We start from the raw sequence: 24,982 nt of genomic DNA on the forward strand, positions 1-24,982 counted from the left end.
AAGTGAATCAGCGAACGACCAGGACCGGCACCTTGGAATGGGTCAGCACTTCCACCGTCTGGCTGCCCAGCAGCAGGCGGCCGAGGCCGCGCCGGCCGTGCGAGGCCATGACAATCAGATTGGCGTCTTTTTCCTCGGCAATCTCGATGATTGCATCAGCGGGCCAGCGGTCCGCCAGATGCTCGACATCGGCCTTGATACCCATCTTTTCCGCCGCCGCGCGCGCCTTTTCCAGAATGCCGCCGGCGAACTCCTTCTGGCCTTCCTCGTAACGGGAAATATCATTCGGACCGGCAACCCAGCCCGAGGCTGTCGCGCCGGCAGCGACCGGGAAAGGCTCCGTAACCATCACGAACGTGACCTTGGCGGACAAGGCCTTGGCCAGCGACAATCCATGATCGATGCCCTTCTGGGCAAGTTCCGATCCGTCGGTGGCGATGAGGATGTGGGTGTACATGGCTAAACCTCTTGTTGTGTCCTGTCAGAAAACCAGAGCCGCATAAGGCTCGCAAGTGCACAGACCGAACGGATAATGATGGCAGTTCATATCATGCGGAACCGCACGGCCTTGATGCAGGTCAAGTTTCGGGCATGAGCCGAATGGCCAGACAAGCTGCCGCGCCCAAGGCGATGCAGCGCCATCCCGATCACTTTCGGTTACAGGCATCCGTTTGCGGGAACCACGGCCGATCTGCGACGTTAACCATCGATTCTCCACCAGTGTTTGATGTCGAGGGAGGTTGCCGATGGATCGCCTGCAGTTCTTTTCGCCTGTCCGCATCTCATTGGGGCGTGGCCAGCCCGTTCACACCATCGAAAATGTGACTGATGCGCTCGTTTTTCTGCGTGAATGGCCGATAGGCCGGCGTGGCCCTGTCTACCGTTGCGCTCTGAATTGTTGCGCAGCGGCAATGGCCGCCCAGATGAGCGCGGAAGAAGCCCGAAAATCATTCGCCGGTTTCGCGCGCATCACCGGATTGCTGGTCGACAGCGGCCCGGCGCCGATGGTTGCGACCACGCGTTCGACGCTGCATCGCCCGACGACTTGAGCCGCTCAACGCTGAGCCTTCTGCCCGAAGGATCAGACAAAAAAGCCGCCCCGTGATCTTCACGATCGCGGGGCGGCGCATGTTCATCAGTTCTGCTCGATGGAAACGCCGCCCTCATCGATCCTGAGTTCGACGCCGGCAGGTTTCGTTTCCTCCCGATAGACATAGATGCCGAGACCGATCACGACGACGACCAGCGCGCCGATGAGGAGGTAGAGGTTGCTTCTGTTCATGGACACGCTTTCCGGTCAGTTTCAGGCCGACTTCACAACACGGATCAGCAACAGCAGGATGATTGCGCCGATCAGCGCATTGATGATGTTGGCGATGACACCCCCACCGATAAAGATGCCAACCTTCGGCAAGAGCCAGCCGGCGATGAACGCGCCGACGATACCGACCACGATGTTGCCAAGCAGGCCGAAGCCGTACCCTTTGACGATCAGTCCCGCGAGCCAGCCTGCGATCGCACCGACGATAAGAAAGACAATAAGACCTTCCGGACCCACGACGTTCCCTCCATTAGAAATGGCCGAGGCGGAGCGCTGTGCCCCGAATCAACCCGGGTTTCAACAAATGCAGGGTATGAGAATAAGCACACCACCGCCACCCCGTTACATTGGGCGGGGCGGACAGGCGTCAAGCCTTCGCGCCGCTATTCTTCGTCGCCGGCTTCATCAGAATTTTCCGGACGCCAGCTGGCCGGTTCGACCTTCTTTTGTGTCTTTGAATCCGTATAGGCCCACCATGCCTGGTCCTCAGCATCCCAGCGGGCAAGGGATTCGTTCATGACGCCGTCGCTGTCGGTCCAGTAAACGGTCACGCGCGATCCGTCCTTCGGGGCGCTGGCGATGGGTTCACGCTCTGCCATATGGTTTTCCTCTCTGACTGAATGAGTATCCGGTGACGAAGCTGCAACGCGCTGCGCCACCGGACAGTTCCGGTACGACCCGGTTCTCAGCCCCTTTGTCAGCTATGCGCGAAGATATCCGTTTCTTCCCAGCCCATCAGATCGAGCTTCGAGCGTGTCGGCAGGAAGCGGAAGCAGGCTTCGGCTTCCTCCACCCGGCCATCGCGCTTCAGCCGGCCGGCCAGAACGTCGCGCAGACGGTGGAGATAGAGGACGTCCGAAGCCGCATATTCAAGCTGCTCGGGTGACAGCGCCTCCGCCGCCCAGTCGGAGGATTGCTGCTGCTTGGAGATGCTCACCCCCAGCAATTCGTTGCAGATATCCTTCAGCCCGTGACGATCGGTGTAGGTACGGGTCAGCCGCGAGGCGATCTTGGTGCAGAACACCGGCTCGGCCATGACACCGAAGGCGTTGTACAGCACCGCGATGTCGAAGCGCCCGAAGTGAAACAGCTTCGTCACCTTCGGATTGCTGAGCAGGCTGACGAGATTGGGCGCCTCCTTCTGGCCGGCCGCGATCTGGATCACGTCGGCCGTGCCGTCGCCCGGCGAAATCTGCACCACGCACAAACGGTCGCGGTGCGGATTGAGGCCGAGCGTCTCGGTGTCGATGGCCACCGCATCGACATCGTAATGGGCGAGATCGGGCAGATCGGCCTTGTGGAAACGGATCGTGCTCATGCCACCCTCACTTCGTCGTCAGCGCTGCGAGAATGCGCGCCCAGGAGCGCTGACCCTTGTGGAAGGAGGACAGCTCGTATTTCTCATTGGGCGAATGGATGCGATCGTCGGAAAGACCAAAGCCCACAAGCAGGGATTCCATGCCGAGATAGGTCTGGAAATCACCAACGATGGGGATCGACCCACCCATGGCGATCATCACCGCGGGCTTCGGCCATTCGTCGGAAAGCGCGTCCTTGGCCTTGGCGAGGAACGGCGAGTCGTAGGAAAGCTGGATGGCCGGCGAGCCGCCATGCTGGTGGAACTCCACGGAGCAGTCGGAGGGAATGCGCTCCTCGACGAATTTGCGGAAGGCGGCACGGATTTTTGCCGGGTCCTGCTTGTGCACGAGGCGGAACGACACCTTGGCCGAGGCCTGCGACGCGATCACCGTCTTGAAGCCCTTGCCGGTGTAACCGCCGGTGATGCCGTTGAACTCCGCCGTCGGCCGCGCCCAGACCAGTTCGAGCACCGAGCGGCCCTTTTCGCCTGACGGGATCGAAAGCCCTACCTGCCCGAGGAAGGTTTCGGCGGTTTCGCCCAGCGTCTCCCACGACTTCAGCACCTGCGAGGGCGTTTCCTCGACACCATCGTAGAAGCCGGGAATGGTGACCCGGCCATTCTCGTCATGGATGTCGGCAAGAACCCGCGACAGGATGCGGATCGGATTGGCGGCGGCACCGCCGAACTCGCCTGAATGCAGGTCGCGATCGGCGGCATGGACCACCACCTCCTCGCCCACCAGTCCGCGCAGCGCGGTGGAGATGGCAGGCGTGTCGCGGTCCCACATGCCGGTATCGCACACCAGCGCGAAATCGGCCTTCAGCTCTTCCGCATTGGCTTCAAGGAACGGCTTCAGCGAGGGCGAACCGCTTTCTTCCTCGCCCTCGAACAAAAGCGTGATGCGGCAGGGGAGACCGCCATGCACCGCCTTCCAGGCGCGGCAGGCTTCCACGAAGGTCATGAGCTGGCCCTTGTCATCGGCCGAACCGCGTCCGGTGATGACCTTGCGGCCGGGCTCGACCTCCTTCAGCGCCGGCGCGAAGGGGTCGTCGTGCCACAGCTCCAGCGGATCGACCGGCTGCACGTCATAATGGCCATAGAACAGCACATGCGGGCTGCCTTCGGGACCTTCATGATGGGCAACCACCATCGGATGGCCGGGCGTGTCACGCACCGAAGCGTCAAAGCCGATGCTTTTGAGATCCTCGACCAGCCATTCGGCACCCTTGCGGCAGTCGGCGGCGAATTCCGGGTCGGTCGAGATCGAGCGAATGCGCAGCAACGCAAACAGGCGATCGAGGCTCTCGTTGAGAGACTGGTCGAGTCGCTCAAGGACCGGGGCAAGAACGGGGGAAAGTTTGGACATGTTTTCAGGCCTTTCGATTCTGCGCGCAGCCTAAAGCTGTCGGATCGAAACGGAAAGGCAGTTGTTGGGGACGTCGGCACGACATCTGCGGCCGAGAACAAAAAGAAGCGCCGCCGTGGCGGAGGGGGGAACCACGGCGGCTTTACTTCAAACGGTGCGGCAGCCCGGAGAGGGGGATAGGCTGCCGCATTCGTCCGGTAAGGCGGGGGACGGGCCTTGTTTCCGGACTTCGGCGAAAACTGCCGATGCATGCTATTTGTGGATCGGAAGATGGCGATTCAAGGGCACAAAGATTACAACTTTGTAACATGCCTGTGATGCAGCCATCCTCTGTCAGGAATGGCGCGCTCGGCGGGGCATAACCCGCCTTTGCGATGGACCGCAACGCCCCGCCACGCTATCCATGCGGCATGAAAAAAGGCGATCATCTCTTTCTTGTCGACGGCTCGGGCTACATTTTCCGCGCCTATCACGCATTGCCACCGCTGACCCGTAAATCGGACGGATTGCCGACCAATGCCGTGCTCGGCTTCTGCAACATGGTGTGGAAGCTGATGCGCGACGCGCGCGACACCGATGTCGGGGTAACGCCGACGCATTTCGCCGTCATTTTCGACTATTCCTCGAAAACCTTCCGCAACGAGCTTTACCCGGAATACAAGGCCAACCGCTCGGCGCCGCCGGAGGATCTCGTTCCGCAGTTCGGGCTGATCCGCCACGCAACCCGCGCCTTCAACCTGCCCTGCGTGGAAATGGAAGGGTTCGAGGCCGACGATCTGATCGCAACCTACTGCCGCATGGCCGAGGAAGCGGGCGCCGACGCCACCATCATCTCCTCGGACAAGGACCTGATGCAGCTCGTCAGCCCCAGCGTCTCGATGTACGATCCAATGAAGGATCATCAGATCGGTATCCCCGAAGTCATCGAAAAATGGGGCGTGCCGCCGGAAAAGATGATCGACCTGCAGGCGCTGACGGGCGACTCGGTCGACAACATTCCCGGCATTCCCGGCATCGGTCCCAAAACCGCAGCCCAGCTTCTGGAACAATATGGCGACCTCGACACCTTGCTTGCCCGCGCCGGCGAGATCAAGCAGCCGAAACGCCGCGAGTCCATCATCGAAAACACCGAGAAAGCCCGCCTGTCGCGCGAACTGGTGACGCTGAAGCGTGACGTTCCTGTGAATGAGGTGCCGGACGACTTTGCGCTCGAACCCGCCAACGGGCCGAAGCTCGTCGCCTTCCTGAAGGCGATGGAGTTCACCACGCTGACGCGGCGCGTGGCCGAGGCAACCGGCACAGAAGCCAGCGAGGTCGAGGCAGCCGATGTGCCGGTGGAGCGTGCCGACACCGCCCACGGCCCGGACATGGATGAAGCGGCGTCCGGAACGGCGGATGAAGCCGAAACGGCTCCGGCGACGGACGAAGGCGATACCCCTGCCCGGCTTGCCGACCGGCGCGCCGAGGCGGCGACGACAGAAAAGATCGACGTCGAGGCCTATCACACCATCACCGATCTCCAGACGCTGAAGGACTGGATCGCGGAGGCCTTCGAGACCGGCGTCGTCGCCTTCGACACCGAGACCACCTCGCTCGACCCCATGCAGGCCGAACTGGTCGGCTTTTCCCTGGCCCCGCGGCCGGGCCGCGCGGCCTATGTGCCGCTTGGCCACAGGCAAGGTGCGGGCGATCTGCTGGGCGGCGGCCCGGTGGAAGGCCAGTTGCCGGTGCGCGAGGCGCTGGCAGCGCTCAAGCCCCTGATGGAAGCGCCCTCGGTGCTCAAGATCGCCCAGAACCTCAAATATGATCTGGTCGTGATGAGCCGTTACGGCGTCGATATCGCCCCCTATGACGACACCATGCTGCTCTCCTATGTGCTCGATGGCGGTGCGGCGCGCGGCCATGGCATGGATTCGCTTGCCGAAAAATGGCTCGGCCACAAGACCATCCAGTTCGGCGAGGTGGCCGGCACCGGCAAGAGCTTCATCGGCTTCGAGAATGTCGCCATCGACAAGGCCACCCGCTACGCCGGCGAGGATGCCGATGTGACGCTGCGCCTGTGGCAGGTGCTGAAGCCACGGCTGGCCGCCAAGGGTCTGGTGTCCGTCTATGAGCGGCTGGAACGCCCGCTGGTTCCGGTTCTGGCGCGCATGGAGCAGCGCGGCATTTCGGTCGACCGGCAGATCCTGTCGCGGCTGTCCGGCGAGCTGGCGCAGGGCGCGGCGGCGATCGAGGAAGAAATCTACGGCCTGATCGGCGAACGCATCAACATTGGCTCGCCCAAGCAGCTCGGCGACATATTGTTCGGCCGCATGGGCCTGCCCGGCGGCTCGAAGACCAAGACCGGCCAGTGGTCCACCTCCGCGCAACTGCTGGAAGACCTCGCAGCGGAAGGCCATGAGCTGCCGCGCAAGATCGTGGACTGGCGTCAGCTCACCAAGCTGAAATCGACCTATACCGACGCCCTGCCCGGCTATATCAACCCGCAGACCGGCCGCGTTCACACCAACTTCGCGCTTGCCGCGACCACGACGGGACGCCTCTCCTCCTCTGATCCGAACCTGCAGAACATTCCGGTGCGCACCGCCGAAGGCCGCAAGATCAGGACCGCCTTCGTCGCCGACAAGGGCTACAAGCTGGTTTCGGCCGATTACAGCCAGATCGAGCTGCGTGTGCTTGCCCATGTGGCCGACATCGCCCAGCTCAAGCAGGCGTTCGCGGAAGGCGCCGACATTCACGCCACCACCGCCTCGGAAATGTTCGGCGTGCCGGTGGAAGGCATGCCCTCGGAGGTTCGCCGCCGCGCCAAGGCGATCAACTTCGGCATCATCTACGGCATTTCGGCCTTCGGCCTCGCCAACCAGCTTTCCATCCCGCGCGAAGAGGCAAGCGCCTACATCAAGAAGTATTTCGAGCGCTTTCCCGGCATCCGCGATTATATCGAGGAGACCAAGGCCTATGCGCGCGAGAACGGCTATGTGGAGACTGTGTTCGGCCGGCGCATCCACTATCCGGAAATCCGCTCGCCCAACCCCTCGGTGCGCGCCTTCAACGAGCGCGCCTCGATCAATGCCCGCCTGCAGGGCACGGCGGCCGACATCATCCGCCGCGCCATGGTGCGCATCGAGCCGGCACTGGCAGACGCGAAGCTTTCGGCCCGCATGCTGCTGCAGGTGCATGACGAACTGATCTTCGAGGTCGCCGACGACGAGGTCGAGGCAACCATTCCCGTGATCTGCGAGGTGATGGAAAACGCACCGATGCCGGCGCGCGCGCTGTCGGTTCCGCTCAAGGTGGATGCGCGCGCCGCCCACAACTGGGACGAAGCGCACTGAACGCGAAAGCTTCAGGCCGGAAGCGGCGCTAGGGCCATGCTGCTCAGGCGGCTCGCTGCCGGCGTCATCGATGTCATTCTCATGTCGACGATGGCGCTGTCGCCGCTGTTTCTGGCAGGCGCCTTTCTTCCCGGATACATGGATGCGCCTGCGGGACAGCCGCCGACACTCCTCATGGGCGCAACCCTTTTGTGGATGATCGTGGTGCTGCTCTGGTATTTTCCGGGCTTCGAAAGCTGCCGCCTGATGGCCACGCCGGGCAAGCTCCTGATGCGGCTGAAAGTGGTGCAGGCGAGCGGGCGGAAGCTGGAATTCACACAAGCGCTCTACCGCATGGTCTTCGGGCCGCTGGTGCTGTGGTTCCTGCCGCTCTATCGCGAGCGCATGTCGGGTGGCGCAAAAGTCATTGACCGCAGGGGATAGATTTGAACGCCGGCCTGTACTCCTGCAGCGCCTGCGCTTCGATGCGCTTGATCCAGCTGTCCTTGCAATCCGAATAGGCATGCGAATCGTCCGGATGCGCATCGCGGCAGTCCTGCTTCAGGCGTTCATACTCGGCGGCGATGTCAGCATTCGCGCGCAGGTAATCGCGGAACGCCAGATGACGCATGACTTCCGGCGAGCCTTCCAGATAGCAATGCGCCTGCGCCAGCCGAAAGCCGCTTTGCGGGTCTGACTTCGTGCAGTAGCGCCGCCCCGGCAGCCCGTATTCGCCCCACCATTCATAGCCCAGCGCCTCGATTGCGGGCCGGCAGGCATCGAACGCCTCCAGATCGCGCACCACCGGCAAAAGATCGAGGACAGGCTTGGCGTGGATGCCGGGAATGGAGGTCGAGCCGATATGATGCACGGCGACCAGACACGAACCCGCCGCCGCCGAAATGCGCTCCGCCTCCGCTCGCGCCAGTGCTGCCCATTGCGGATCATGAGCGACTAGGTCGACCTTGATGGGTGGCGGCATTTTTCTGTCTCTTTCATCTGTTCTTAGTCAGTTCGGCATTTTTATAAGCTGATTCCTCACCATGAAAGGCAGGACATGGCCTCCAGCAAATTGCGCATCGCGGTTCTCTTCGGCGGGCGCTCGGCCGAGCACGACGTGTCGGTACTATCTGCCACCAATGTCATGCGGGCGCTCGATCCTGCCAGATATGATGCGGTTCCGGTTTTCGTCACCCGCGAAGGCCAATGGTTGCTGAGCAGCTACGCAGACGGCGTACTGGCAAAGCCGGACAACGGCACGGAAGTCAGCCTCCTGCCCGGCGGAAAAGGACGCCTTCTTGCGATCCCGGAAAACGGCACGCCGCATGAGGTCGAGAAAATCGACCTTCTGTTCCCGATTCTGCATGGGCTGCATGGCGAGGACGGCGCGGTGCAGGGGCTGGCTGAGGTGGCGCGCGTGCCGCTGGTCGGCTGCGGCATCATCGGCTCGGCCAATGCGCTGGACAAGGACATCGCCAAGCGGCTGTTTAATGAAGCAGGCGTTCCGGCCGCACGCTCCGTCACCATCCTGCCCGATGCGGCGCCTTCCTTCGCGGACCTCAGGGCGAAACTCGGACTGCCGCTGTTCATCAAGCCGGCACGGCAGGGGTCTTCCGTCGGCGTCAGCAAGGTCTGCGATGAAACGGACTATGAGGCGGCGCTGACCGAAGGCTTCCGGCACGACACGAAGCTGCTTGCCGAAGAGTTCATCGACGGCCGCGAGGTGGAATGCAGCGTGCTCGAAGCGCCGGACGGCAACCTGTTCGTGTCCCGCACCGGCGAGATCGCACCGGCCGAAAGCCACGGCTTCTACACCTATGATGCCAAATATATCGACGCCGACGGCGCCGCGATCCGGGTTCCGGCGGAGCTTGCAGAGGGCGTTGAAGACGAGTTGCGCGCGCTGGCGGCCAGAGCTTTCCGCGCGCTCGGCTGCGACAGCATGGCGCGCGCCGACTTCTTCGTGACCGCGGACAGGCGCATCCTCGTCAACGAGCTTAACACCATCCCCGGTTTCACCGATATTTCCATGTATTCCAAGGCGATGGCGGCAAGCGGGGTCAGCTATCCGCAGATCATCGACCGGCTCGTGGCCCACGCTCTGGCGCGCTCGGCTCGTGAAATTTGAGGGCCGCCCAATAGCACATGAACATCACCAGCAGGCATGAGAAGGCGAAGCCTGCCATGGTCGAGCGCCCCGCGCGATAGAGCAGGATCTCGACGATGAACAGGCCAAGGGCGGACGCGAGCATGAAGACGGTGAGGCCGAGCCGCATCCGCGGGTCGCTAACCTTGGCCTCAGCCGACGCGCTCGCTTCATAGCTGGCGCCGTAAAACACGCTCCGCTCCGAAGCATCTTCCGGCAACGGTTCCGCGGGTTCGTCGCCCTGCCTGAACAGGCCAGCGCGGGCGATCACCAGTATCTCCACGATGACCGACAGGAACACCCAGACGAAGCCGATAAAAATGCCGGCAATGTCCTGCGGACCATCCGTCATCAGGAGCAGATAGACGGCGATGCTGCCGAAGAGGACGGCGATGAAGGCGAACAGCGCGCAGACCAGATAGGCAACCCGCGCGCCGCCTTCCCGCGCCCGTCTTTTCGTCCCGCCCGCCATTATTCCGCGAAGGGCGCGTGGGCGAGCGGGGCAGCCGCCATCAGGCTCAGACCGCCTTATTGCGGCAGCTTTCGCAGATGCCGCGAAACTCGATGACCGCATGCTTCGGCGCAAAGCCGGTCGAGCGCACCCAGTCTTCCAGCCTGTGGCTGACATCGTGATCGCACAGTTCCGCCACCTGCCCGCAGGTATCGCAGATGGCGAATGTCGTCATGGAATGGCTGTGGTCATGCGGCTCGGCGCAGGCGACGAAGGCGTTGAGGCTTTCCAGCCGGTGGACCAGCCCTTCCTTTACCAGTGCATCGAGGGCTCTATAGACCTGCAGGGGCGCGCGAAACCCCTTCTCGCGCAACTGGTCGAGCAGCGTATAGGCGCTGAGCGGCGCGCCGGCCGCCTCGAGCTTTTCGAGCACCCACGACTGGTTCTTTGTGAGACTGCTTCTTACCGCCATAACCCTGCCTTGTCCGGCCGCGCGCAGGGACAGTTCCGCAACGCGCCTCCCCCTATGTAGTAATTATGTGGCTTAATGGCTACCGCCTGCCGGCAGGGGAAGAAATCGCGCGGCTTACTTGCGCGCAGGCCCCTCGCGCTCGGCTGAAGCCGCCCACAGATTGATGTCGGCGTCGCGCGCATAGGTGTCGATCTCGGCAAGCTCCGCGTCCGAAAAATCGGGGTTCGCAAGCGCGCCCACGCAATCCTCGATCTGCTCGACGCGGCTTGCCCCGATCAGCGCCGACGTAACGCGCCCTCCCCGCAGCACCCATGCCAGCGCCATCTGCGCCAGCGTCTGCCCGCGCCGTTCGGCAATGGCGTTGAGCGCGCGGATATTGGCCAGCGTTTCCTCATTGATGAAGGATTCGCGCAGCGGTCCGCCCTTCTTCACCCGGCTGTCCTGCGGAATGCCGGCGAGATATTTGGTGGTGAGCATGCCCTGCGCCAGAGGCGAGAACACGATGGAGCCGATGCCCAGCCCATCCAGCGTGTCGAGCAGCCCGTCATCCTCCACCCAGCGGTTCAGCATCGAATAGCTGGGCTGGTGGATCAGGCAGGGCGTGCCCATCTGCCTGAGAATGTCGGCCGCCTCGCGCGTGCGCTGCGAATTGTAGGACGAGATTCCGACATAGAGCGCCTTGCCCGAACGCACCGCATGGTCGAGCGCGCCGCAGGTTTCCTCAAGTGGCGTATCGGGATCGAAGCGGTGCGAATAGAAGATGTCCACATAGTCGAGCCCCATCCGCCTGAGGCTCTGGTCGAGGCTGGCCAGCACATATTTGCGGCTGCCCCACTCGCCGTAGGGGCCGGGCCACATGTCGTAGCCGGCCTTGGTCGAGATGATGAGCTCGTCGCGATAGCCGGAAAGATCGCTGCGCAAAATCTCGCCGAAAGCCGTTTCGGCAGCGCCCTTGGGCGGTCCGTAATTGTTGGCGAGATCGAAATGGGTGATGCCGAGATCGAACGCCCTGCGCACCAGCGCCTGATGCGTGACATGGGGCGTCGTGTCGCCGAAATTCTGCCACAACCCGAGCGAGATCGCCGGCAGTTTCAGGCCGGAGCGCCCGCAGCGGTTGTAGATCATCGTCTCATAGCGGTCGGAAGCGGGAATGTAAGCCATATCCTCTCTTAACCCATCACCAGCCCATAGGGAATGACCGGCTTTCGCGATATGAACCGATTGAAAAACCCGGCAAGGTCTGTGAAGACAGTTCCGCGCGACCTCGCGAGCAAGGAGACAATCATGCCGACCACGATGAAGGGCCCCGCGATCTTCCTGGCACAGTTCGCCGGTGAAGGAGCCCCGTTCAACTCGCTTCCAGCCATCGCGGCATGGGCTGCGGGGCTCGGCTACGAAGGCATTCAGATCCCGAGCGGCGATGCGCGCCTGTTCGATCTTCGCCGCGCCGCCACCTCGAAGGACTATTGCGACGAGATCAGGGGCATCTGCGCCGAGGTTGGCGTCGAGATCACCGAGCTGTCCACCCATATTCAGGGCCAGCTCGTGGCCGTGCATCCGGCCTATGATGCGCAATTCGATTCCTTTGCGCCGGAGCAGATGCGCGGCAATCCGAAGGCGCGGCAGGAATGGGCCGTGGAGCAGATGCTTCTGGGTGCGAAAGCCTCGCGCAATCTCGGGCTCGACGTGTCGGTTAGCTTCACCGGCGCGCTGGCCTTTCCCTATCTCTATCCGTGGCCGCAGCGCCCCGCCGGTCTGGTGGAGGAAGCCTTTGCCGAGCTCGGGCGGCGCTGGAAACCCATTCTCGATGCCTATGAGGAACAGGGCGTCGACATCGGCTTTGAAATCCATCCGGGCGAAGACGTGTTCGACGGCGCCACCTTCGAGATGTTCCTCGAAGCGGTCGGCGGGCACAAACGCTGCGCCATCAACTACGACCCTTCGCACTTCCTGCTGCAACAGCTCGACTATCTGGCCTTCATCGACATCTATCATGAGCGCATCCGCGCTTTCCACGTCAAGGACGCCGAGTTCAACCCGAACGGGCGGCAGGGCGTCTATTCGGGCTATCAGGGCTGGATCGACCGCGCCGGCCGCTTCCGCTCGCTGGGCGATGGGCAGGTCGATTTCGCGGGCATCTTCTCGAAACTGGCGCAATATGGCTATGATCGCTGGGCCGTGCTGGAATGGGAATGCTGCCTGAAGCATCCGGAAGACGGCGCTGCCGAAGGCGCACCCTTCATCCGCGACCACATCATCCGCGTGACCGACAAGGCTTTCGACGATTTCGCCGCCAGCACCACTGACCGCAAGCTGCTGCGCGCCATGATGGGCATCTGAGAGGGAGAACGGCATGGCGAGCGACAGGATTCAGGGTCCGATCCGCTACGGAATGGTGGGCGGCGGTCAGGGCGCCTTCATCGGCGGCGTGCATCGCATCGCCGCGCGCATGGATGGCGAGTTCGTGCTGGTGGCGGGGGCTCTGTCCTCCAATCCCGAACGCGCCAGGGCGTCCGCCGAAGAACTTGGGCTCGACCCTGACCGCAGCTATGCGTCCTATGCCGAAATGGCGAAGGCCGAGGCGAAGCGCCCGGATGGAATCGAGGCAGTGTCCATCGTCACGCCGAACAACCACCACTTCCCCGCTGCCAAAGCCTTTCTGGAAGCCGGCATCCATGTGATCTGCGACAAGCCGCTGGCCACCACGCTGGCCGAAGCGAAAAAACTTGCCGCACTCGTGGAGAAAAGCGGAAAACTGTTCGTGCTCACCCACAATTATACCGCCTATCCGATGGTGCGGCAGGCACGCGAGATGATGGCAAATGGTGCGCTGGGTGACATTCGCCTCGTGCAGGTCGAGTACCCGCAGGACTGGCTGACCGAGGACGTTTCGGCCGAAGGCAACAAGCAGGCGTCGTGGCGTTCGGACCCGAAGCAGGCCGGAGCCGGCGGCGCGACGGGCGATATCGGCACCCATGCCTACAATCTCGCCCGCTTCGTCACCGGGCTGGAGCTGGACAGCCTTGCCGCCGATCTCGACGCCTTCGTTCCCGGCCGCCTGCTGGACGACAATCTCAACGTGCTGTTGCGCTTCAGGGCAAAAGGCAACGCCCCGCCCGCCAAGGGCATGCTGTGGGCAAGCCAGATCGCGCCGGGACATGAGAACGGGCTGAAGCTCAGGATCTACGGCTCGAAGGGTGGGCTGGAATGGGTGCAGGCCGACCCGAACTATCTGTGGCACACGCCCTTCGGCGAGCCTAAACGCCTGCTGACGCGCGGCGGAGCGGGCGCGCTTGCCGCTGCCTGCCGCCTGACCCGCATTCCCGCCGGCCACCCGGAAGGTTATCTGGAAGGGTTCGCCAACCTCTATCGCGAGGCGGCAGCCGCGATCCGCGCGGCCCGCAATGGCCGCAAGCCGCCAAAGGACGTTGTCTTCCCCACGGTCCATGACGGCGTAGAAGGCATGGCCTTCATCGAAGCCTGCGTGAAATCCTCGAAGAAAAACGGGGCGTGGACGAAGCTCTGAGCGGCGACAAAGTGGCTGCTTGCCCGTGCGACAGGTTATGATAGGTCTGGCATCGATCAGCCGGAGACGGGCTCAGGTGAAAGCAGGACGCAAAACAGTGAACATGGCCGTGGCTTTCGCCGCAGCCTGGTTCCTTGCGCTCCAATCCCTGCTCGGCGCCTATGCCATGGCTACCGGTCCACAGCGCCTGCAGCTCGACGCCTTCGGCAACGTCATCTGCACCCATGAGGGCATTGGCGAGCTTCCTGACGGCTCGCAGCCTGCCCATATGCCGGATTGCTGCGTGCTCGGCTGCAATCTCGCAGCACCTCTGCTGGCCAGCCCGCCGGCACCCGTGGCCCTCGAAACCGGATTCCGCTTCCAGACACTGAGCTTCGGCACCGGCGCGCCGGATCATCTGTCCTTTGCGCGCCAGCGCTCGCCGGCCAATCCCCGCGCACCTCCGCAAACTGCATGATCCAGAGCATTTCCGGTGAAAGAAGATCACCTCCAATGCTCTGCCTCTTTGTTTCTACGCAGTTCCTGACGCAAACCGCTTCGCACTTTTTCTGGAACTGCTCTAACCGGCGCCCCCGAGGTCGCCGCCCATCATGCAATTTTCCGCGCCATCAGTTGCGCATCAGTTTCGGAGAAGATCCAATGTCCCGTTCGCACGTTCCCGCACGCACCACCCTCACCCGTCGCAGCCTAGCCGCCCTCGCCCTTGGCGTCATGCTGCCGCTGGCAATGCCCATGGCCCCGGCCTCCGCGCATGAATACAAGCTCGGCGAGCTTGAAATCGGCCACCCATGGTCGCGCGAGACCCCGGCCGGCGCCAAGGTGGCCGGCGGGTACCTGACCGTCACCAACCATGGCAAGGAAGCCGACCGCCTGATCGCCGTTTCCTCCGATATATCGGAAAAGGGCGAAATCCATGAAATGGCCGTTAATGACGGCGTCATGACCATGCGCCAGCTGCCTGACGGGCTGGAAGTCGCGCCCGGCGAAAAGATCGAGCTGAAGCCCGGCTCCTATCACCTGATGTTCATGGGCCTGAAGGCGCAGCCGAAGAAAGGCGAAAAGTTCGCCGGCACCCTCACCTTTGAAAAGGCAGGCAAGGTCGACGTGGAATTCGCGGTCGATGCCATGGGCGGCGAGCCCGAGCACCATGGCGATCATGGCAGCCATGGTGCCGAAGACGGGCACAGCGGCCACTAGAGTATTTTGCAGCCAGATGGAAATATCTGGCATCGCATAAATGCGGCCCAAACGAAGAGATTGGAGCATTTCTGCGATTCGTATAAATGCTCTAAATACGGAAGGGAGGGAGAAGGCACTCGCCTTCTCCCTTTCCGGTTTCAGGCGTCGCGTCTGGCGATCCAGTCGAAATCAGGATGGTTGCGGAAGCGCCATTTGCGCAGCGGCCCCGCCATTACGTTGAGATAGTACATCTCGACGCCATAGGGTGCCCCGCAGGGGTGATGACCTTTCGGCACCAGCACCACATCGCCGTCGGCGACCGCCATGGTCTCGTCCAGCGCGCCGTCCTCGGTGAACACGCGCTGGATGCCGAAGCCGTTCCTCGGGTTGAGACGGTGATAGTACGTCTCTTCCAGATAGGTCATGTTCGGAAAATCGTCCTCGTCGTGCCGGTGCGGCGGATAGGACGACCAGTGGCCGGCGGGCGTGAAAACCTCCGTCACCAGCAGGCTGTCGGCGACGTCGCTGCCTTCCATGGCGATCGGATGGATGTAACGGGTGTTGGTGCCCTTGCCGCGTTCCTCGAAGCCGATATCGGTGAGCACACGGGCCGGGTGGCCACCCCTGCCGGGCGCAGTGCATACCGCCAGCGTACAGGGCGTTTCCGCCACCGCCTGCCAGTTCGCGCCGTTCGGCACATAGACGCAATGCGGCTTTTTACGCTCGAACACGTCCATCCGGTCACCGAGCAGGCCGAAATCCTGCCCGTCCACGGCAATGCGCGCCTTGCCCTCGACCAGCACGAGGATAGCCTCGCGCTCGCCTGTGAACTCCTCTGCCCGATCCCCTGGCGACAGGACATGAAGCCCGAAGCCGACATAGGACCAGCCGGCCGATTGCGGGGTGATGTCATGCACCTTGCCGCGTGTGCCGAAAGGTTTGCGCAGCAGATCAGCCATTCTTCTCACCATCCCCGATCACCGGCTTGTAAGCCACCAGCAACGCCCAGCCGCAATAAAGACCGATGGCGCCAAAAACCATCGCCCATATGGTTTCGTCATTCGACAGCTCGAAAGCCGCCCACGCGAAGGCCAGCGCCACGATGGCGATACGCCGCCACAGCGGGCGATAGAAAGGATGGGCGGCATCGAGTATCTTCATGCGGTCTCGCTCTGGTCCAGTCCGGTGCGCCGCGCCATATCTTTCAGTGCCCGCAGCCCCATGCTCTGATAGGTGACGGGGTCGCGCACGGCGCTATCCTGCTCCGCCTCCACCACCACCCAGCCAGAGTAGCCGGCCCGCGCCGCCACTTCCAGCACCGGCTCGAAGGCAACGTCGCCTTCCGCGTCGCCCGGCACGGTGAACACCCCGCGCCGCACGCCCTCGAGAAAACTCAGGCCTTCATCGCGCACCGTGCGCATCACATCAGGCCGCACGTTCTTGGCGTGGATATGGACGACGCGGCCCATATGGCGGGCGATGATCGCCGCCGGATCGCCGCCTCCGAAGAAAGCGTGGCCGGTGTCGAACAGCAACTGGGTCGAGGGTCCGGTCGCGGCCATGAAGGCATCGATCTCGGCCTCGGATTCAACCACCGTGCCCATGTGGTGGTGATAGGCAAGAAGGATGCCCTGCGCCTCGCAGAACCGCGCCACCTCTTCCACCGCCGCTCCGAAGCGCTGCATGGCCTCAGCATCAAGCCTCGGGCGGTCGTTGAGCGCGACATGGTCGTTACCGTGCACGGTGTTGGAACATTCGCAGGCGATGCAGATCGGCGAGCCCATGGCCTTGAGGAAGTCGAGCCACGGCTGGATTGCCTTCTTTTCGTCTTCCACCGAACGCTCCAGCAGCATCAGCGAGTACCAGCCGGAGACGAAGCGCAGGCCGTGCTCGGCCAGAATCGCCTTCAGCGCCTCCGGCTCCTTCGGGAATTTGTGGCCGTTCTCGATGCCGTCGAAGCCGATCTCGCCGGCCTGCCTCAAGCAGGTTTCCAGCGAAATATGCGCGCCGATGGAATGGTCGTCGTCATTCGACCAGGCGATGGGATTGGTGCCGTAGAGGATCATGAATGTGGTTCCGAAAAAGGTTCAGTTCTCGTCGCGGCGAGCCAGCGCCGCCTCATAGGCCCTGCGCGCCGCCTCGACCTGCGGCCGGGTGGAGACTTCCGGCACCGCCACATCCCACCAGTGGCCGCCTGCCTCGGTTGTCGGCATCGGATCGGTGTCGATGACAATGACATGGGTGCGATCCGAGTTGCAGGCGCGGGCCATGGCGGCTTCCAGCGCGGCGACGGAATCCGCCTTCTCGGCGATCGCGCCCATCGAGGCCGCATGGGCGACGAAGTCGATGTCGCTCGCCACCTCGTGGCGGGCAGTGTCGAGCAAATTGTTGAAGCTCTCGCCGCCGGTCGCCATCTGCAGGCGGTTGATGCAGGCGAAGCCGCGGTTGTCGAGCACCACGACGATCAGCTTGCGGCCCAGCATCACCGAGGTCGCAAGCTCCGAATTCATCATCATGTAGGAGCCGTCGCCGACCATGACGACGACCTCGCGCCCGGGATGGGCCATCTTCACGCCGAGACCTCCGGCGATCTCGTAGCCCATGGTCGAGAAGCCGTATTCGAGATGATAGCCGTTCGGCCGCGCCGCCTTCCACAATTTGTGCAGTTCGCCCGGCAAGCCGCCTGCGGCGCAGACAACGATGGCCTCATCATCGAGCGAGCGCTGCACCGCACCGATCACCTGCGCATCCGAAGGCAGCGCATTGCCGTTCGGGATGGACGTTGCCACCGCCACCGCCTCAAGCCAGCTTTCGCGCAAGCCAAAATCCGGTTCTGGCACGCGATGACCTTCCAGCAACCGCCCCAGTTCGACAAGCGTTTCGCGCGCATCGCCCACCAGCGCCGTGGCGCCATGTTTGGCAGCGTCATAGGGCTCGACATTGACCGACAGGATGCGCCGGGCAGGATTGCGAAACAGCGCCCATGAGCCTGTGGTGAAATCCTGAAATCGTGTGCCGATGCCGATCACCAGATCGGCCTCTTCCGCAATCGCATTGGCCGCCGACGAGCCGGTCACGCCGATGGAGCCGAAATTCAGCTTGTGATCCCACGGCAGGGCGGATTTGCCGGCCTGTGTTTCCGCAACGGGAATGGAATGGGTTTCGGCAAAAGCCTCCAGCACCCCGCAGGCTCCCGAATAGTGGACGCCGCCGCCGGCGACGATCAGCGGCTTGCGCGCCGCCCGCACAAGCACCGCCGCCCGTTCGAGTTCGTCCAGATCGGGGCGCGGCCTGCGCCTGCGCCAGATGTGGTCTTTGAAGAAGGTCTCCGGCCAGTCAAAGGCCTCGGCCTGCACGTCCTGACAAAATGAGAGCGTCACCGGCCCGCAGCGGGCGGGATCGGTCAGCGTCGCCATGGCGCGCGGCAGGGCGGTGAGCAGATGGCGCGGGCTCATGATGCGGTCAAAATAGCGGCTGACCGGGCGGAAGCAGTCATTGGCCGAGACGGTGCCGTCGTCAAAATCCTCGACCTGCTGCAGCACCGGATCGGGCGCGCGGCTGGCGAACACATCGCCGGGAATGAGCAGCACCGGCAGCCGGTTGACATGGGCAAGCGCCGCCGCCGTCACCATGTTGAGCCCGCCGGGGCCGATGGAGGTTGTCACCGCCATGGCCTGACGGCGGTTCTTCGCCTTGGCGAAAGCGATGGCAGCATGGGCCATGCCTTGCTCGTTGTGGCCGCGCCATGTGGGGAAAGTGTCGCGTGCCGCATAAAGCGCCTCGCCGAGGCCGGCCACATTGCCGTGGCCGAAGATCGCCCAGCAGCCGGGAATGAGCGGCTCGCCTTCCTCGTTCTTCTGCGCGGCGAGGTAGCGCACCATCGCCTGCGCCGCAGTGAGCCGGATCGTCTTCATGGCCTGTTCCCTGTCTGCACATCGCGCCTTGCATCGTCCCACGCCGCGCACAGTTCTGCATAGATGCCCGCCATCGCATTCACCGCTTCCGCGTCATCGATCGCGCCGGACAGCCACCGACGCGCCGGCGCGGCGAAGATGGAACGTCCGACGGCAAACCCCTTGACCAGATCGAAGCGCGCGGCCTGCGCAAAGCTCGCGCGCAGGTCCGCAAGCTCCGCCTCCAGCCCGAGCACGACAATGCCGCGTGTGCGGGGATCGTTGCGCTCGATGGCCGCGCAGGCCAGCGCCCATGCCTGCGGCGATGTCATCGGTTCCAGCTTCCACCAGTCGGGGAAAACGCCGATGTCGTAGAAGCGCTGGATGACGCGCGCCGTGGTGTCGTCACCCACCGCTCCCACCTTCGAGGGAATGATCTCCAGCAGGAATTCCAGCCCGTTGGCGCGGGCGGCATCGGCAAGGCGGATCACCGTCTCTTCCTGCGCCCGCTTCGTCGCCTCATCGTCTTCCGGGTGATAGAAGCACAACACCTTCACCACATGTTCGGCCGGCCATTCGGCAAGGTCCGAGCCGAGATCGGGCCCGATCTCCAGCGCCAGCGGGCGCGAGCCCGGATCCTCGACCGGTCTGCCGATCCACAGCCCCTGCCCCGCCGCGCGATAGAGCGCCTCCTGCCCGAGCCGCCCGTCGCACAGAATGCCATAGCCGCCGCGCCCGGCCGCGACCTTGAGCGCCGCATCGAGGCAAAGCTGCTTGAAGATGCCGATGCGCTCATGCCCGACGCCAAGTTCGTCGGCCAGCGCCTCCATCTGGATGCGGTGGTCGAAGGCGAAGACGCGCATCACCGGCCAGTCACCCTTGCGGTTGGTGGACCAGTGGATCTGCTCCAGTTCGCGGTCATGGCGCAAAGCGGGGTTGCGCACGCCGCGTTCGAGCAGGAAATTCAATTCCTGCCAGCTCGGATAGGCCGGGGCGCAACCATGGCGCGATACGGCGAGCGCCCCGCAGGCATTGGCGTATTTCAGTGCTGTCGGCCAGTCCTCATCGTCGAGCCAGCCCTTCAGCAGGCCGGACATGAAGCCGTCGCCCGCTCCCAGCACGTTGAACACCTCGATTGGAAAGCCGGGACCGGCAGCACCTTGATCCAGCGCTGCGGGGATGGCGTCGGTGAAGGCGGATGCGCCCATCGGTCCGCGCTTGCACACAAGCACCGCATCGGTGATCTCGCGCACCTTGCGCAGCGCCTCGATCGTGTCGGTGCTGCCGCCGGCGATGTGGAACTCTTCCTCGGTGCCGACGATCAGGTCGAACAGCGCAAGCATTGCTTGCAGCCGGCCGGTCACCTTGTCCGACGCGATGAAACGGTTCTCTCCGTCGCCATGGCCGGAGAGCCCCCACAGGTTCGGCCGGTAGTCGATGTCGAGTGCCGTCCGCGCGCCGTTTTCGCGGGCAAGGTGCAGAGCCTTCAACACTGCCGCTTCCGTGCGCGGGTTAGACAGGTGCGTACCCGTCGCGACCACACAGCGTGCCTCGGCAACGAAGGCCGGATCGATGTCGCCTTCCGACAGCGCCATGTCGGCGCAATTCTCGCGGTAGAAGATCAGCGGGAACTGGTGCTGATCGCGGATGCCGAGCAACACCAGCGCCGTCAGCCGCTCGGGATCGGTGACGACGCCGCGCACATCCACCCCCTCGGCGGCAAGCTGCTCGCGGATGAAGCGGCCCATATGCTCGTCGCCCACCCGGGTGATCAGGGCGGAGCGCAGGCCGAGCCTCGCGGTGCCGACCGCCATGTTGGTGGGCGAGCCGCCGACATATTTGTTGAAGGAGCGCATGTCCTCCAGCCGCCCGCCGACCTGCGCGCCGTAGAGATCGACCGATGACCGGCCGATGGTGATGACATCGAGCTTTTTCGTCATACCGTGCCGCCCAGCGAGCCCTCCAGTTCGGCCAGTTCCTGACCGCCGGCCATCATGTCCTGAAGCTCTTCCGGCTTCACCTCCCCGCGCAGCGCGGTGCCCAGCGTGCGCCCGCGGTTGAGCACCGTGAAGCGATCGCCCACGGCCAGCGCGTGGCGCACATTGTGGGTGATGAAGACGACGCCGATGCCCTTTTCCCGCACCCGCGCGATGGTCGACAGCACATTGGCGGTCTGGCGGACGCCGAGCGCCGAGGTCGGCTCGTCGAGGATCAGCACCTTCGCACCGAAATAGACGGCGCGCGCGATCGCCACCGTCTGCCGCTCGCCACCCGACAGCGTGCCCACCGCCTGATCCGGCTCGCGCAGGTTGATGCCCATCCTGCGCATCTCGTCCATGGTGACGGCATTCGCCTTCTCGAAATCGAAGAAGCTGAGCGGCCCGATCTTACGCACCGGCTCGCGCCCCATCCAGAAATTGCGCGTCACCGACATCAGCGGGATCATGGCGAGGTCCTGATAGACTGTGGCGATGCCGGCCTGCATGGCGTCGCGCGGGCTGGCAAAGGCGATCTCCTTGCCCTCGACGAGAATGCGGCCGCGCGTCGGCTTGTGGACGCCCGACATGGTCTTGATGAAGGTAGACTTGCCCGCACCATTGTCGCCCAGAAGGCAGTGGCATTCGCCGGGCAGGACGGAGATCGACACGCCGTTCAGCGCGATCACCGGCCCGAAGTGCTTTTCGATGTCGATCAGTTCGATCAGCGGATTGGTCATCTCAGCGCTCCCCCGTGATCATGCGGCGGATATAGGTGTTGAGGATGACGGCCATCAGAAGGATGGCGCCGAGGAAGACGCGGAACAGGGAGCTTTCGACACCCGCGAAAAACAGCCCTTGCTGGACGACGCCGAAGATCAGCGCGCCGAGTGCCGCCCCGATCACCGAGCCGTAGCCGCCGGTGAGCAGCGCCCCGCCGATCACCACCGAGATGATCGCCTCGAACTCCTTGAGCAGGCCGCGATCGGCTGCCGCCGAGCCGAATTCCATCACCTGACAGGTGGCGAAGACGGTGGCGCAGAAGGCGGAGAACATGAACATCAGGATCTTCACCCGGTCGACCGGCACGCCGACATAGCGTGCGGCCTGCGCATCGCCGCCGGAAGCGAAGATCCAGTTGCCGAAGCGGGTGCGGGTGAGCAGGATGTGGCCGAAGGCGACCAGCACCAGCGCCCAGATGATGAGGATCGGGATGCCGTCCACGACCGGCTGGCCGGCGCGCGGCCCGGCCACGAACTTGCCGATCAGGCCCATATCGGCCAGCCATACGAACAGCGCGCCCAGCACCTTGCCGCCGAACAGCCATGCCAGCGGGTCGCCCGCCGCCACCTCGCGCACGCCGCCAATGATGGTCTGGCGCGTCGTGGTGATGGAAATGAAAATTGTCAGCCCGCGCAATATGTAGAGGAAGGCCAGCGTGACGATGAACGACGGCAGGCCGGTCCTGATGACGAGGTAGCCATTCAGCGCACCGATGGCGAGCGCGATCGCAAAGGCGGCGAGAATCGCGACCCAGACCGGATATTGCCACGTCACCGACAGCAACGCGATGATGATGCCCGAAAAGCCTATCATCGAGCCGACCGACAGGTCGAACTCGCCGGCGATCATCAGAAGACAGGCGCCGACCGCGATGACGGCGAACTGCGCAGCCACCACGCCCCAGTTCATGACGCCTTCGGGCGCGAACATGCCGCTGTTGCGGGCAATGGCGAAGAAGAAGACGAAGACCAGTATGGTGCCGCAGATGGCCCCGAGCTCCGGCCGGATCAGCGCCTTGCGCAGCGGCGAGATCGGCCTGACGCGCTCGTCGGCGATGATCTCGGCCGCGCTGGTATCTGCCGCGCCGGGTGCGGCGGGTTTGGGTCGGGGGGCTTGTTCGGTCATGCCGTCCTCCGGAAATGGCCGTGCGGACGCGGCGCCAGACAGGGCGCACGCCGGACCGCTTCAGAACAGGGTTGAGCAGGCGGGCGCCGGGGCATCGCCTCCGGCGCCTGCATCATGCGGTCAGCGATATTCGCCGGCCAGCTTTTCCACGAGCTCGATATTGTCCTTGGTGATGAAACCCGGACCGGAATTGATCGAGTTGCCCGGCACCACGCCGTAGCGGGCGAGATTGGTCAGGATCACCACCGGCAGGTAGCCTTGCAGGAAGGGCTGCTGGTCGATGGCGAAGGCGATGGTGCCGTCCTTGATCGCCGCCGAAATCTCAGGCGAAAGATCGAAGGTGGCGAAATGGATCGTTCCTGCCTTGCCGTTTTCCTGCAAGGCCGCAATCGTCGGGATGGCGGAATTCGGACCCAGCGTCAGGATGCCGTTGGTGTCGGGATTGCTCTGCAGATAGGCGAGAACCTTCGACTTCACTTCAGCCGGATCAAGGCCGGAATCGATCATCTGCGAGCCGAGTTCCACGCCGAGCGCCTCGGCATATCCCTGGCAGCGCTCCACCGAGGCCGGGTTGGTGATGTAGTGGTTGACGCAGACGAATTTGGTGACGCCCGCAGCCTTGGCCTTCTCGCCCGCGCCATGGCCCGCCGCCTTTTCAGGCTGTCCGACATGCAGGAGCGCGCCGATCTCTTTCGACTGCTCTTCGGTGCCCGAATTGATGGTGATGACCGGAATGCCCTTGGCCACCGCATTGGAGAGCGGCCCGGACAGCACGTCATAATCCGCAATGGTCGAGATGATGCCGTTTGGATTGGAAGCCGCCGCCTGCTCGATGATGCGGCCCATGTCGGCCAGATCGCCGGTCGGCGGATTGCGGTATTCCACCGTCACGTTCATCTGCTGGCCGGCAAGCGTGATGGCATTCTTGATGGTGTTCCACCAGCTGTCGCTGTCCGGCGCATGACTGACCAGAACGAAGCGCTCGCCCTCGGCATGAGCCGGCGTGGAAAGACCCGCAAAGGCAGTGGAAACCGCCGCCGCGAGTGCCAGAAACGTCCTTCTCATTGAAACCTCCCCGTTTCGTCCGCATGCCGGCTTCCTCCTCCGGAAGCCGCTACATGCGCAGCGATCCCGGACGGTCCGGGACCATAAATGACATAATTATTCCATTTTCTACAAAAAGCAACTTTCATTTTCTATTTTCAGGACGGCGGCGATGCGCACCGACGGCGACGGACAGCGCCATGGCCAGCGTCAGCGCCGCCGAAAGCGAGCGGAAAGCGCCAACATCGATCTCCGACACGAACAACCTGACCGCATCGAGCCTTGCCAGCGGGCTGGTCGGCAGATCGGTCAGCGCCACGATCCCGACGCCCCGCCGTTCCGCCTCCTCGGCCAGTTCGACCGTGTCGGCCGTATAGGGCGCGAAGCTGATGGCGATCATGGCGTCGCCCCGAGCCAGCAGATGGTCGAGCTTCAGATTGCCGACACCGCTGTGCAGGATGGCGGGGACGCCCATCTTCTCGAAGGAATAGGCAAGGTAGGACGCGACAGGGAACGCGCGGCGGTTGCCGACCAGATGAATGGTGCGCGCCTGCGCCAGCATGGCGACGGCCTCGTCGAGCAGGGTGGCATCGACGGTGCGGGCAAGGTTCTCGATGGAATTGCGGCCAGCCTCGGCAAATTCGGCCAGAAGGGCCGCCGGCGTATCATTGCCGCTGTCGCGCAGCTTGGTCAGGCGCGTCGCGTAGTTCGGCCATTTCTGGGTATATTCCTCGCGGAACAGCTTCTGCATGTGCGAGAAACCGGAGAAGCCGAGTTCCTGACAGAAGCGCATGAAGGCCGAAGGCGGCACATCCGCCGCTTCGGCAAGCTCGGCGACCGTCGACACCGCCACCTTGTCGGGATGGGCCGCGACGTAATCGGCGCATTGGCGCAGCCGCTTGGGCAGATCGTGGCCGTCACGCCTCAGCCTTTCATAGAAGGCTTCGACCGTATGCGGCGCGCCTGCATCGTCATGGTCCATCGCTTGCTCCTTGACACGATCCATATTCCGTGATTTTGGAATTT

Annotated in this window: 27 protein-coding genes; 8 read left to right on the forward strand and 19 right to left on the reverse strand. The window is 63.5% G+C overall.

Annotated features, from left to right (window positions below):
- Positions 1 to 7: 7 nt before the first annotated feature.
- Entirely contained in the window at positions 8 to 457 is a 450-nt protein-coding gene (locus tag MIC97_RS07635) for a universal stress protein (protein WP_239799526.1), read from the reverse strand.
- Between the two features lie 289 nt (positions 458 to 746).
- Here MIC97_RS07635 and MIC97_RS25080 point away from each other — a divergent pair, with 289 nt between their 5' ends.
- The gene (locus MIC97_RS25080; protein WP_275592327.1) at positions 747 to 1,049 is read left to right on the forward strand and encodes a DUF982 domain-containing protein; all 303 of its coding nucleotides are present in this window, start codon (positions 747 to 749) and stop codon (positions 1,047 to 1,049) included.
- An 86-nt stretch (positions 1,050 to 1,135) separates the two neighbouring features.
- Here the strand turns inward: MIC97_RS25080 and MIC97_RS07645 are convergent, their stop codons facing one another.
- From MIC97_RS07645 to MIC97_RS07665, 5 genes are all read right to left on the reverse strand, one after another.
- The gene (locus tag MIC97_RS07645; RefSeq protein ID WP_239799527.1) at positions 1,136 to 1,282 is read right to left on the reverse strand and encodes a hypothetical protein; all 147 of its coding nucleotides are present in this window, start codon (positions 1,280 to 1,282) and stop codon (positions 1,136 to 1,138) included.
- Positions 1,283 to 1,303: 21 nt separating this feature from the next.
- Positions 1,304 to 1,558 carry a GlsB/YeaQ/YmgE family stress response membrane protein gene (locus MIC97_RS07650; RefSeq protein ID WP_239799528.1) on the reverse strand — a complete coding sequence of 85 codons (255 nt, stop codon included), beginning with the start codon at positions 1,556 to 1,558 and terminating at the stop codon, positions 1,304 to 1,306.
- A gap of 146 nt (positions 1,559 to 1,704) precedes the next feature.
- Positions 1,705 to 1,920 (reverse strand): hypothetical protein, encoded by a 216-nt coding sequence (locus MIC97_RS07655; RefSeq protein ID WP_239799529.1) that lies wholly within the window; start codon positions 1,918 to 1,920, stop codon positions 1,705 to 1,707.
- Between the two features lie 98 nt (positions 1,921 to 2,018).
- On the reverse strand, positions 2,019 to 2,639 hold the full coding sequence (locus tag MIC97_RS07660) for a ribonuclease D (protein ID WP_239799530.1): 621 nt from the start codon (positions 2,637 to 2,639) through the stop codon (positions 2,019 to 2,021).
- A 7-nt stretch (positions 2,640 to 2,646) separates the two neighbouring features.
- Positions 2,647 to 4,047: a M20/M25/M40 family metallo-hydrolase gene (locus tag MIC97_RS07665; RefSeq protein WP_239799531.1), complete on the reverse strand. Its 1,401-nt coding sequence runs from the start codon at positions 4,045 to 4,047 to the stop codon at positions 2,647 to 2,649.
- Between the two features lie 410 nt (positions 4,048 to 4,457).
- Between MIC97_RS07665 and polA the strand changes: the two genes are divergently transcribed.
- On the forward strand, positions 4,458 to 7,382 hold the full coding sequence (polA, locus tag MIC97_RS07670; RefSeq protein WP_239799532.1) for a DNA polymerase I: 2,925 nt from the start codon (positions 4,458 to 4,460) through the stop codon (positions 7,380 to 7,382).
- Positions 7,383 to 7,418: 36 nt separating this feature from the next.
- On the forward strand, positions 7,419 to 7,805 hold the full coding sequence (locus tag MIC97_RS07675; protein ID WP_239799533.1) for an RDD family protein: 387 nt from the start codon (positions 7,419 to 7,421) through the stop codon (positions 7,803 to 7,805).
- Here MIC97_RS07675 and MIC97_RS07680 read toward each other — a convergent pair.
- Positions 7,786 to 8,343, reverse strand: coding sequence for a GrpB family protein (locus MIC97_RS07680; RefSeq protein WP_239799534.1), 558 nt, complete (start codon positions 8,341 to 8,343; stop codon positions 7,786 to 7,788). The two genes, MIC97_RS07675 and MIC97_RS07680, sit on opposite strands and share 20 nt — an antisense overlap.
- Before the next feature lie 75 nt (positions 8,344 to 8,418).
- On the opposite strand from MIC97_RS07680, the gene MIC97_RS07685 reads away from it, so the two are divergent.
- Positions 8,419 to 9,489, forward strand: a complete 1,071-nt coding sequence (locus MIC97_RS07685; RefSeq protein ID WP_239799535.1) for a D-alanine--D-alanine ligase family protein — start codon at positions 8,419 to 8,421, stop codon at positions 9,487 to 9,489.
- Here the strand turns inward: MIC97_RS07685 and MIC97_RS07690 are convergent.
- The 3 genes from MIC97_RS07690 to mgrA form a co-directional block, all read right to left on the reverse strand.
- On the reverse strand, positions 9,437 to 9,979 hold the full coding sequence (locus MIC97_RS07690; RefSeq protein ID WP_239799536.1) for a hypothetical protein: 543 nt from the start codon (positions 9,977 to 9,979) through the stop codon (positions 9,437 to 9,439). The two genes, MIC97_RS07685 and MIC97_RS07690, sit on opposite strands and share 53 nt — an antisense overlap.
- A gap of 46 nt (positions 9,980 to 10,025) precedes the next feature.
- Entirely contained in the window at positions 10,026 to 10,430 is a 405-nt protein-coding gene (locus tag MIC97_RS07695; protein WP_239799537.1) for a Fur family transcriptional regulator, read from the reverse strand.
- Between the two features lie 114 nt (positions 10,431 to 10,544).
- Positions 10,545 to 11,591, reverse strand: coding sequence for an L-glyceraldehyde 3-phosphate reductase (gene mgrA / locus MIC97_RS07700; protein ID WP_239799538.1), 1,047 nt, complete (start codon positions 11,589 to 11,591; stop codon positions 10,545 to 10,547).
- Positions 11,592 to 11,714: 123 nt separating this feature from the next.
- Between mgrA and MIC97_RS07705 the strand changes: the two genes are divergently transcribed.
- The 4 genes from MIC97_RS07705 to MIC97_RS07720 all read left to right on the forward strand — a co-directional run bounded on the left by MIC97_RS07705 (position 11,715) and on the right by MIC97_RS07720 (position 15,153).
- Positions 11,715 to 12,770, forward strand: a complete 1,056-nt coding sequence (locus MIC97_RS07705; protein WP_239799539.1) for a sugar phosphate isomerase/epimerase — start codon at positions 11,715 to 11,717, stop codon at positions 12,768 to 12,770.
- Between the two features lie 13 nt (positions 12,771 to 12,783).
- Positions 12,784 to 13,956 (forward strand): Gfo/Idh/MocA family oxidoreductase, encoded by a 1,173-nt coding sequence (locus tag MIC97_RS07710; RefSeq protein WP_239799540.1) that lies wholly within the window; start codon positions 12,784 to 12,786, stop codon positions 13,954 to 13,956.
- A 103-nt stretch (positions 13,957 to 14,059) separates the two neighbouring features.
- Positions 14,060 to 14,413 carry a DUF2946 family protein gene (locus MIC97_RS07715; RefSeq protein WP_239801061.1) on the forward strand — a complete coding sequence of 118 codons (354 nt, stop codon included), beginning with the start codon at positions 14,060 to 14,062 and terminating at the stop codon, positions 14,411 to 14,413.
- A gap of 254 nt (positions 14,414 to 14,667) precedes the next feature.
- Entirely contained in the window at positions 14,668 to 15,153 is a 486-nt protein-coding gene (locus MIC97_RS07720) for a copper chaperone PCu(A)C (RefSeq protein WP_239801062.1), read from the forward strand.
- A gap of 140 nt (positions 15,154 to 15,293) precedes the next feature.
- Here MIC97_RS07720 and iolB read toward each other — a convergent pair whose 3' ends face one another.
- From iolB to MIC97_RS07765, 9 genes are all read right to left on the reverse strand, one after another.
- Positions 15,294 to 16,094, reverse strand: coding sequence for a 5-deoxy-glucuronate isomerase (iolB, locus tag MIC97_RS07725; RefSeq protein WP_239799541.1), 801 nt, complete (start codon positions 16,092 to 16,094; stop codon positions 15,294 to 15,296).
- Complete coding sequence (locus MIC97_RS07730; RefSeq protein ID WP_239799542.1) at positions 16,087 to 16,296, reverse strand: hypothetical protein; 210 nt, start codon at positions 16,294 to 16,296, stop codon at positions 16,087 to 16,089. The genes iolB and MIC97_RS07730 overlap by 8 nt, the downstream gene beginning before the upstream one ends.
- Entirely contained in the window at positions 16,293 to 17,201 is a 909-nt protein-coding gene (gene iolE, locus MIC97_RS07735) for a myo-inosose-2 dehydratase (protein ID WP_239799543.1), read from the reverse strand. The genes MIC97_RS07730 and iolE overlap by 4 nt, the downstream gene beginning before the upstream one ends.
- Before the next feature lie 21 nt (positions 17,202 to 17,222).
- Positions 17,223 to 19,049 carry a 3D-(3,5/4)-trihydroxycyclohexane-1,2-dione acylhydrolase (decyclizing) gene (iolD, locus tag MIC97_RS07740; RefSeq protein ID WP_239799544.1) on the reverse strand — a complete coding sequence of 609 codons (1,827 nt, stop codon included), beginning with the start codon at positions 19,047 to 19,049 and terminating at the stop codon, positions 17,223 to 17,225.
- Positions 19,046 to 20,968 (reverse strand): 5-dehydro-2-deoxygluconokinase, encoded by a 1,923-nt coding sequence (gene iolC / locus MIC97_RS07745; protein WP_239799545.1) that lies wholly within the window; start codon positions 20,966 to 20,968, stop codon positions 19,046 to 19,048. The genes iolD and iolC overlap by 4 nt, the downstream gene beginning before the upstream one ends.
- On the reverse strand, positions 20,965 to 21,744 hold the full coding sequence (locus MIC97_RS07750) for an ATP-binding cassette domain-containing protein (RefSeq protein WP_239799546.1): 780 nt from the start codon (positions 21,742 to 21,744) through the stop codon (positions 20,965 to 20,967). Before MIC97_RS07750 ends, iolC begins: the two co-directional genes overlap by 4 nt.
- Before the next feature lies 1 nt (position 21,745).
- On the reverse strand, positions 21,746 to 22,843 hold the full coding sequence (locus MIC97_RS07755) for an ABC transporter permease (RefSeq protein ID WP_239801063.1): 1,098 nt from the start codon (positions 22,841 to 22,843) through the stop codon (positions 21,746 to 21,748).
- Between the two features lie 189 nt (positions 22,844 to 23,032).
- Complete coding sequence (locus tag MIC97_RS07760; protein WP_183831947.1) at positions 23,033 to 23,977, reverse strand: sugar ABC transporter substrate-binding protein; 945 nt, start codon at positions 23,975 to 23,977, stop codon at positions 23,033 to 23,035.
- Between the two features lie 124 nt (positions 23,978 to 24,101).
- Positions 24,102 to 24,938, reverse strand: coding sequence for a MurR/RpiR family transcriptional regulator (locus tag MIC97_RS07765; protein ID WP_239799547.1), 837 nt, complete (start codon positions 24,936 to 24,938; stop codon positions 24,102 to 24,104).
- Between the last annotated feature and the right edge of the window lie 44 nt (positions 24,939 to 24,982).

Source organism: Aquamicrobium sp. NLF2-7 (genome assembly GCF_022359935.1).
Classification (GTDB): domain Bacteria; phylum Pseudomonadota; class Alphaproteobacteria; order Rhizobiales; family Rhizobiaceae; genus Mesorhizobium; species Mesorhizobium lusatiense.

Coding starts and splice junctions, on each gene's coding strand:
- mgrA (WP_239799538.1), bottom strand. CDS start 11,591: ATGGCTTACATTCCCGCTTCCGACCGCTATGAGACGATGATCTACAAC.
- MIC97_RS07655 (WP_239799529.1), bottom strand. CDS start 1,920: ATGGCAGAGCGTGAACCCATCGCCAGCGCCCCGAAGGACGGATCGCGC.
- MIC97_RS07720 (WP_239801062.1), top strand. CDS start 14,668: ATGCTGCCGCTGGCAATGCCCATGGCCCCGGCCTCCGCGCATGAATAC.
- MIC97_RS07715 (WP_239801061.1), top strand. CDS start 14,060: ATGGCCGTGGCTTTCGCCGCAGCCTGGTTCCTTGCGCTCCAATCCCTG.
- MIC97_RS07675 (WP_239799533.1), top strand. CDS start 7,419: ATGCTGCTCAGGCGGCTCGCTGCCGGCGTCATCGATGTCATTCTCATG.
- MIC97_RS07635 (WP_239799526.1), bottom strand. CDS start 457: ATGTACACCCACATCCTCATCGCCACCGACGGATCGGAACTTGCCCAG.
- MIC97_RS07680 (WP_239799534.1), bottom strand. CDS start 8,343: ATGCCGCCACCCATCAAGGTCGACCTAGTCGCTCATGATCCGCAATGG.
- MIC97_RS07660 (WP_239799530.1), bottom strand. CDS start 2,639: ATGAGCACGATCCGTTTCCACAAGGCCGATCTGCCCGATCTCGCCCAT.
- MIC97_RS07710 (WP_239799540.1), top strand. CDS start 12,784: ATGGCGAGCGACAGGATTCAGGGTCCGATCCGCTACGGAATGGTGGGC.
- MIC97_RS07685 (WP_239799535.1), top strand. CDS start 8,419: ATGGCCTCCAGCAAATTGCGCATCGCGGTTCTCTTCGGCGGGCGCTCG.
- MIC97_RS07765 (WP_239799547.1), bottom strand. CDS start 24,938: ATGGACCATGACGATGCAGGCGCGCCGCATACGGTCGAAGCCTTCTAT.
- MIC97_RS07665 (WP_239799531.1), bottom strand. CDS start 4,047: ATGTCCAAACTTTCCCCCGTTCTTGCCCCGGTCCTTGAGCGACTCGAC.
- MIC97_RS07690 (WP_239799536.1), bottom strand. CDS start 9,979: ATGGCGGGCGGGACGAAAAGACGGGCGCGGGAAGGCGGCGCGCGGGTT.
- MIC97_RS07730 (WP_239799542.1), bottom strand. CDS start 16,296: ATGAAGATACTCGATGCCGCCCATCCTTTCTATCGCCCGCTGTGGCGG.
- MIC97_RS07750 (WP_239799546.1), bottom strand. CDS start 21,744: ATGACCAATCCGCTGATCGAACTGATCGACATCGAAAAGCACTTCGGG.
- MIC97_RS07705 (WP_239799539.1), top strand. CDS start 11,715: ATGCCGACCACGATGAAGGGCCCCGCGATCTTCCTGGCACAGTTCGCC.
- polA (WP_239799532.1), top strand. CDS start 4,458: ATGAAAAAAGGCGATCATCTCTTTCTTGTCGACGGCTCGGGCTACATT.
- iolC (WP_239799545.1), bottom strand. CDS start 20,968: ATGACGAAAAAGCTCGATGTCATCACCATCGGCCGGTCATCGGTCGAT.
- iolD (WP_239799544.1), bottom strand. CDS start 19,049: ATGAAGACGATCCGGCTCACTGCGGCGCAGGCGATGGTGCGCTACCTC.
- MIC97_RS07760 (WP_183831947.1), bottom strand. CDS start 23,977: ATGAGAAGGACGTTTCTGGCACTCGCGGCGGCGGTTTCCACTGCCTTT.
- iolE (WP_239799543.1), bottom strand. CDS start 17,201: ATGATCCTCTACGGCACCAATCCCATCGCCTGGTCGAATGACGACGAC.
- iolB (WP_239799541.1), bottom strand. CDS start 16,094: ATGGCTGATCTGCTGCGCAAACCTTTCGGCACACGCGGCAAGGTGCAT.
- MIC97_RS25080 (WP_275592327.1), top strand. CDS start 747: ATGGATCGCCTGCAGTTCTTTTCGCCTGTCCGCATCTCATTGGGGCGT.
- MIC97_RS07645 (WP_239799527.1), bottom strand. CDS start 1,282: ATGAACAGAAGCAACCTCTACCTCCTCATCGGCGCGCTGGTCGTCGTC.
- MIC97_RS07695 (WP_239799537.1), bottom strand. CDS start 10,430: ATGGCGGTAAGAAGCAGTCTCACAAAGAACCAGTCGTGGGTGCTCGAA.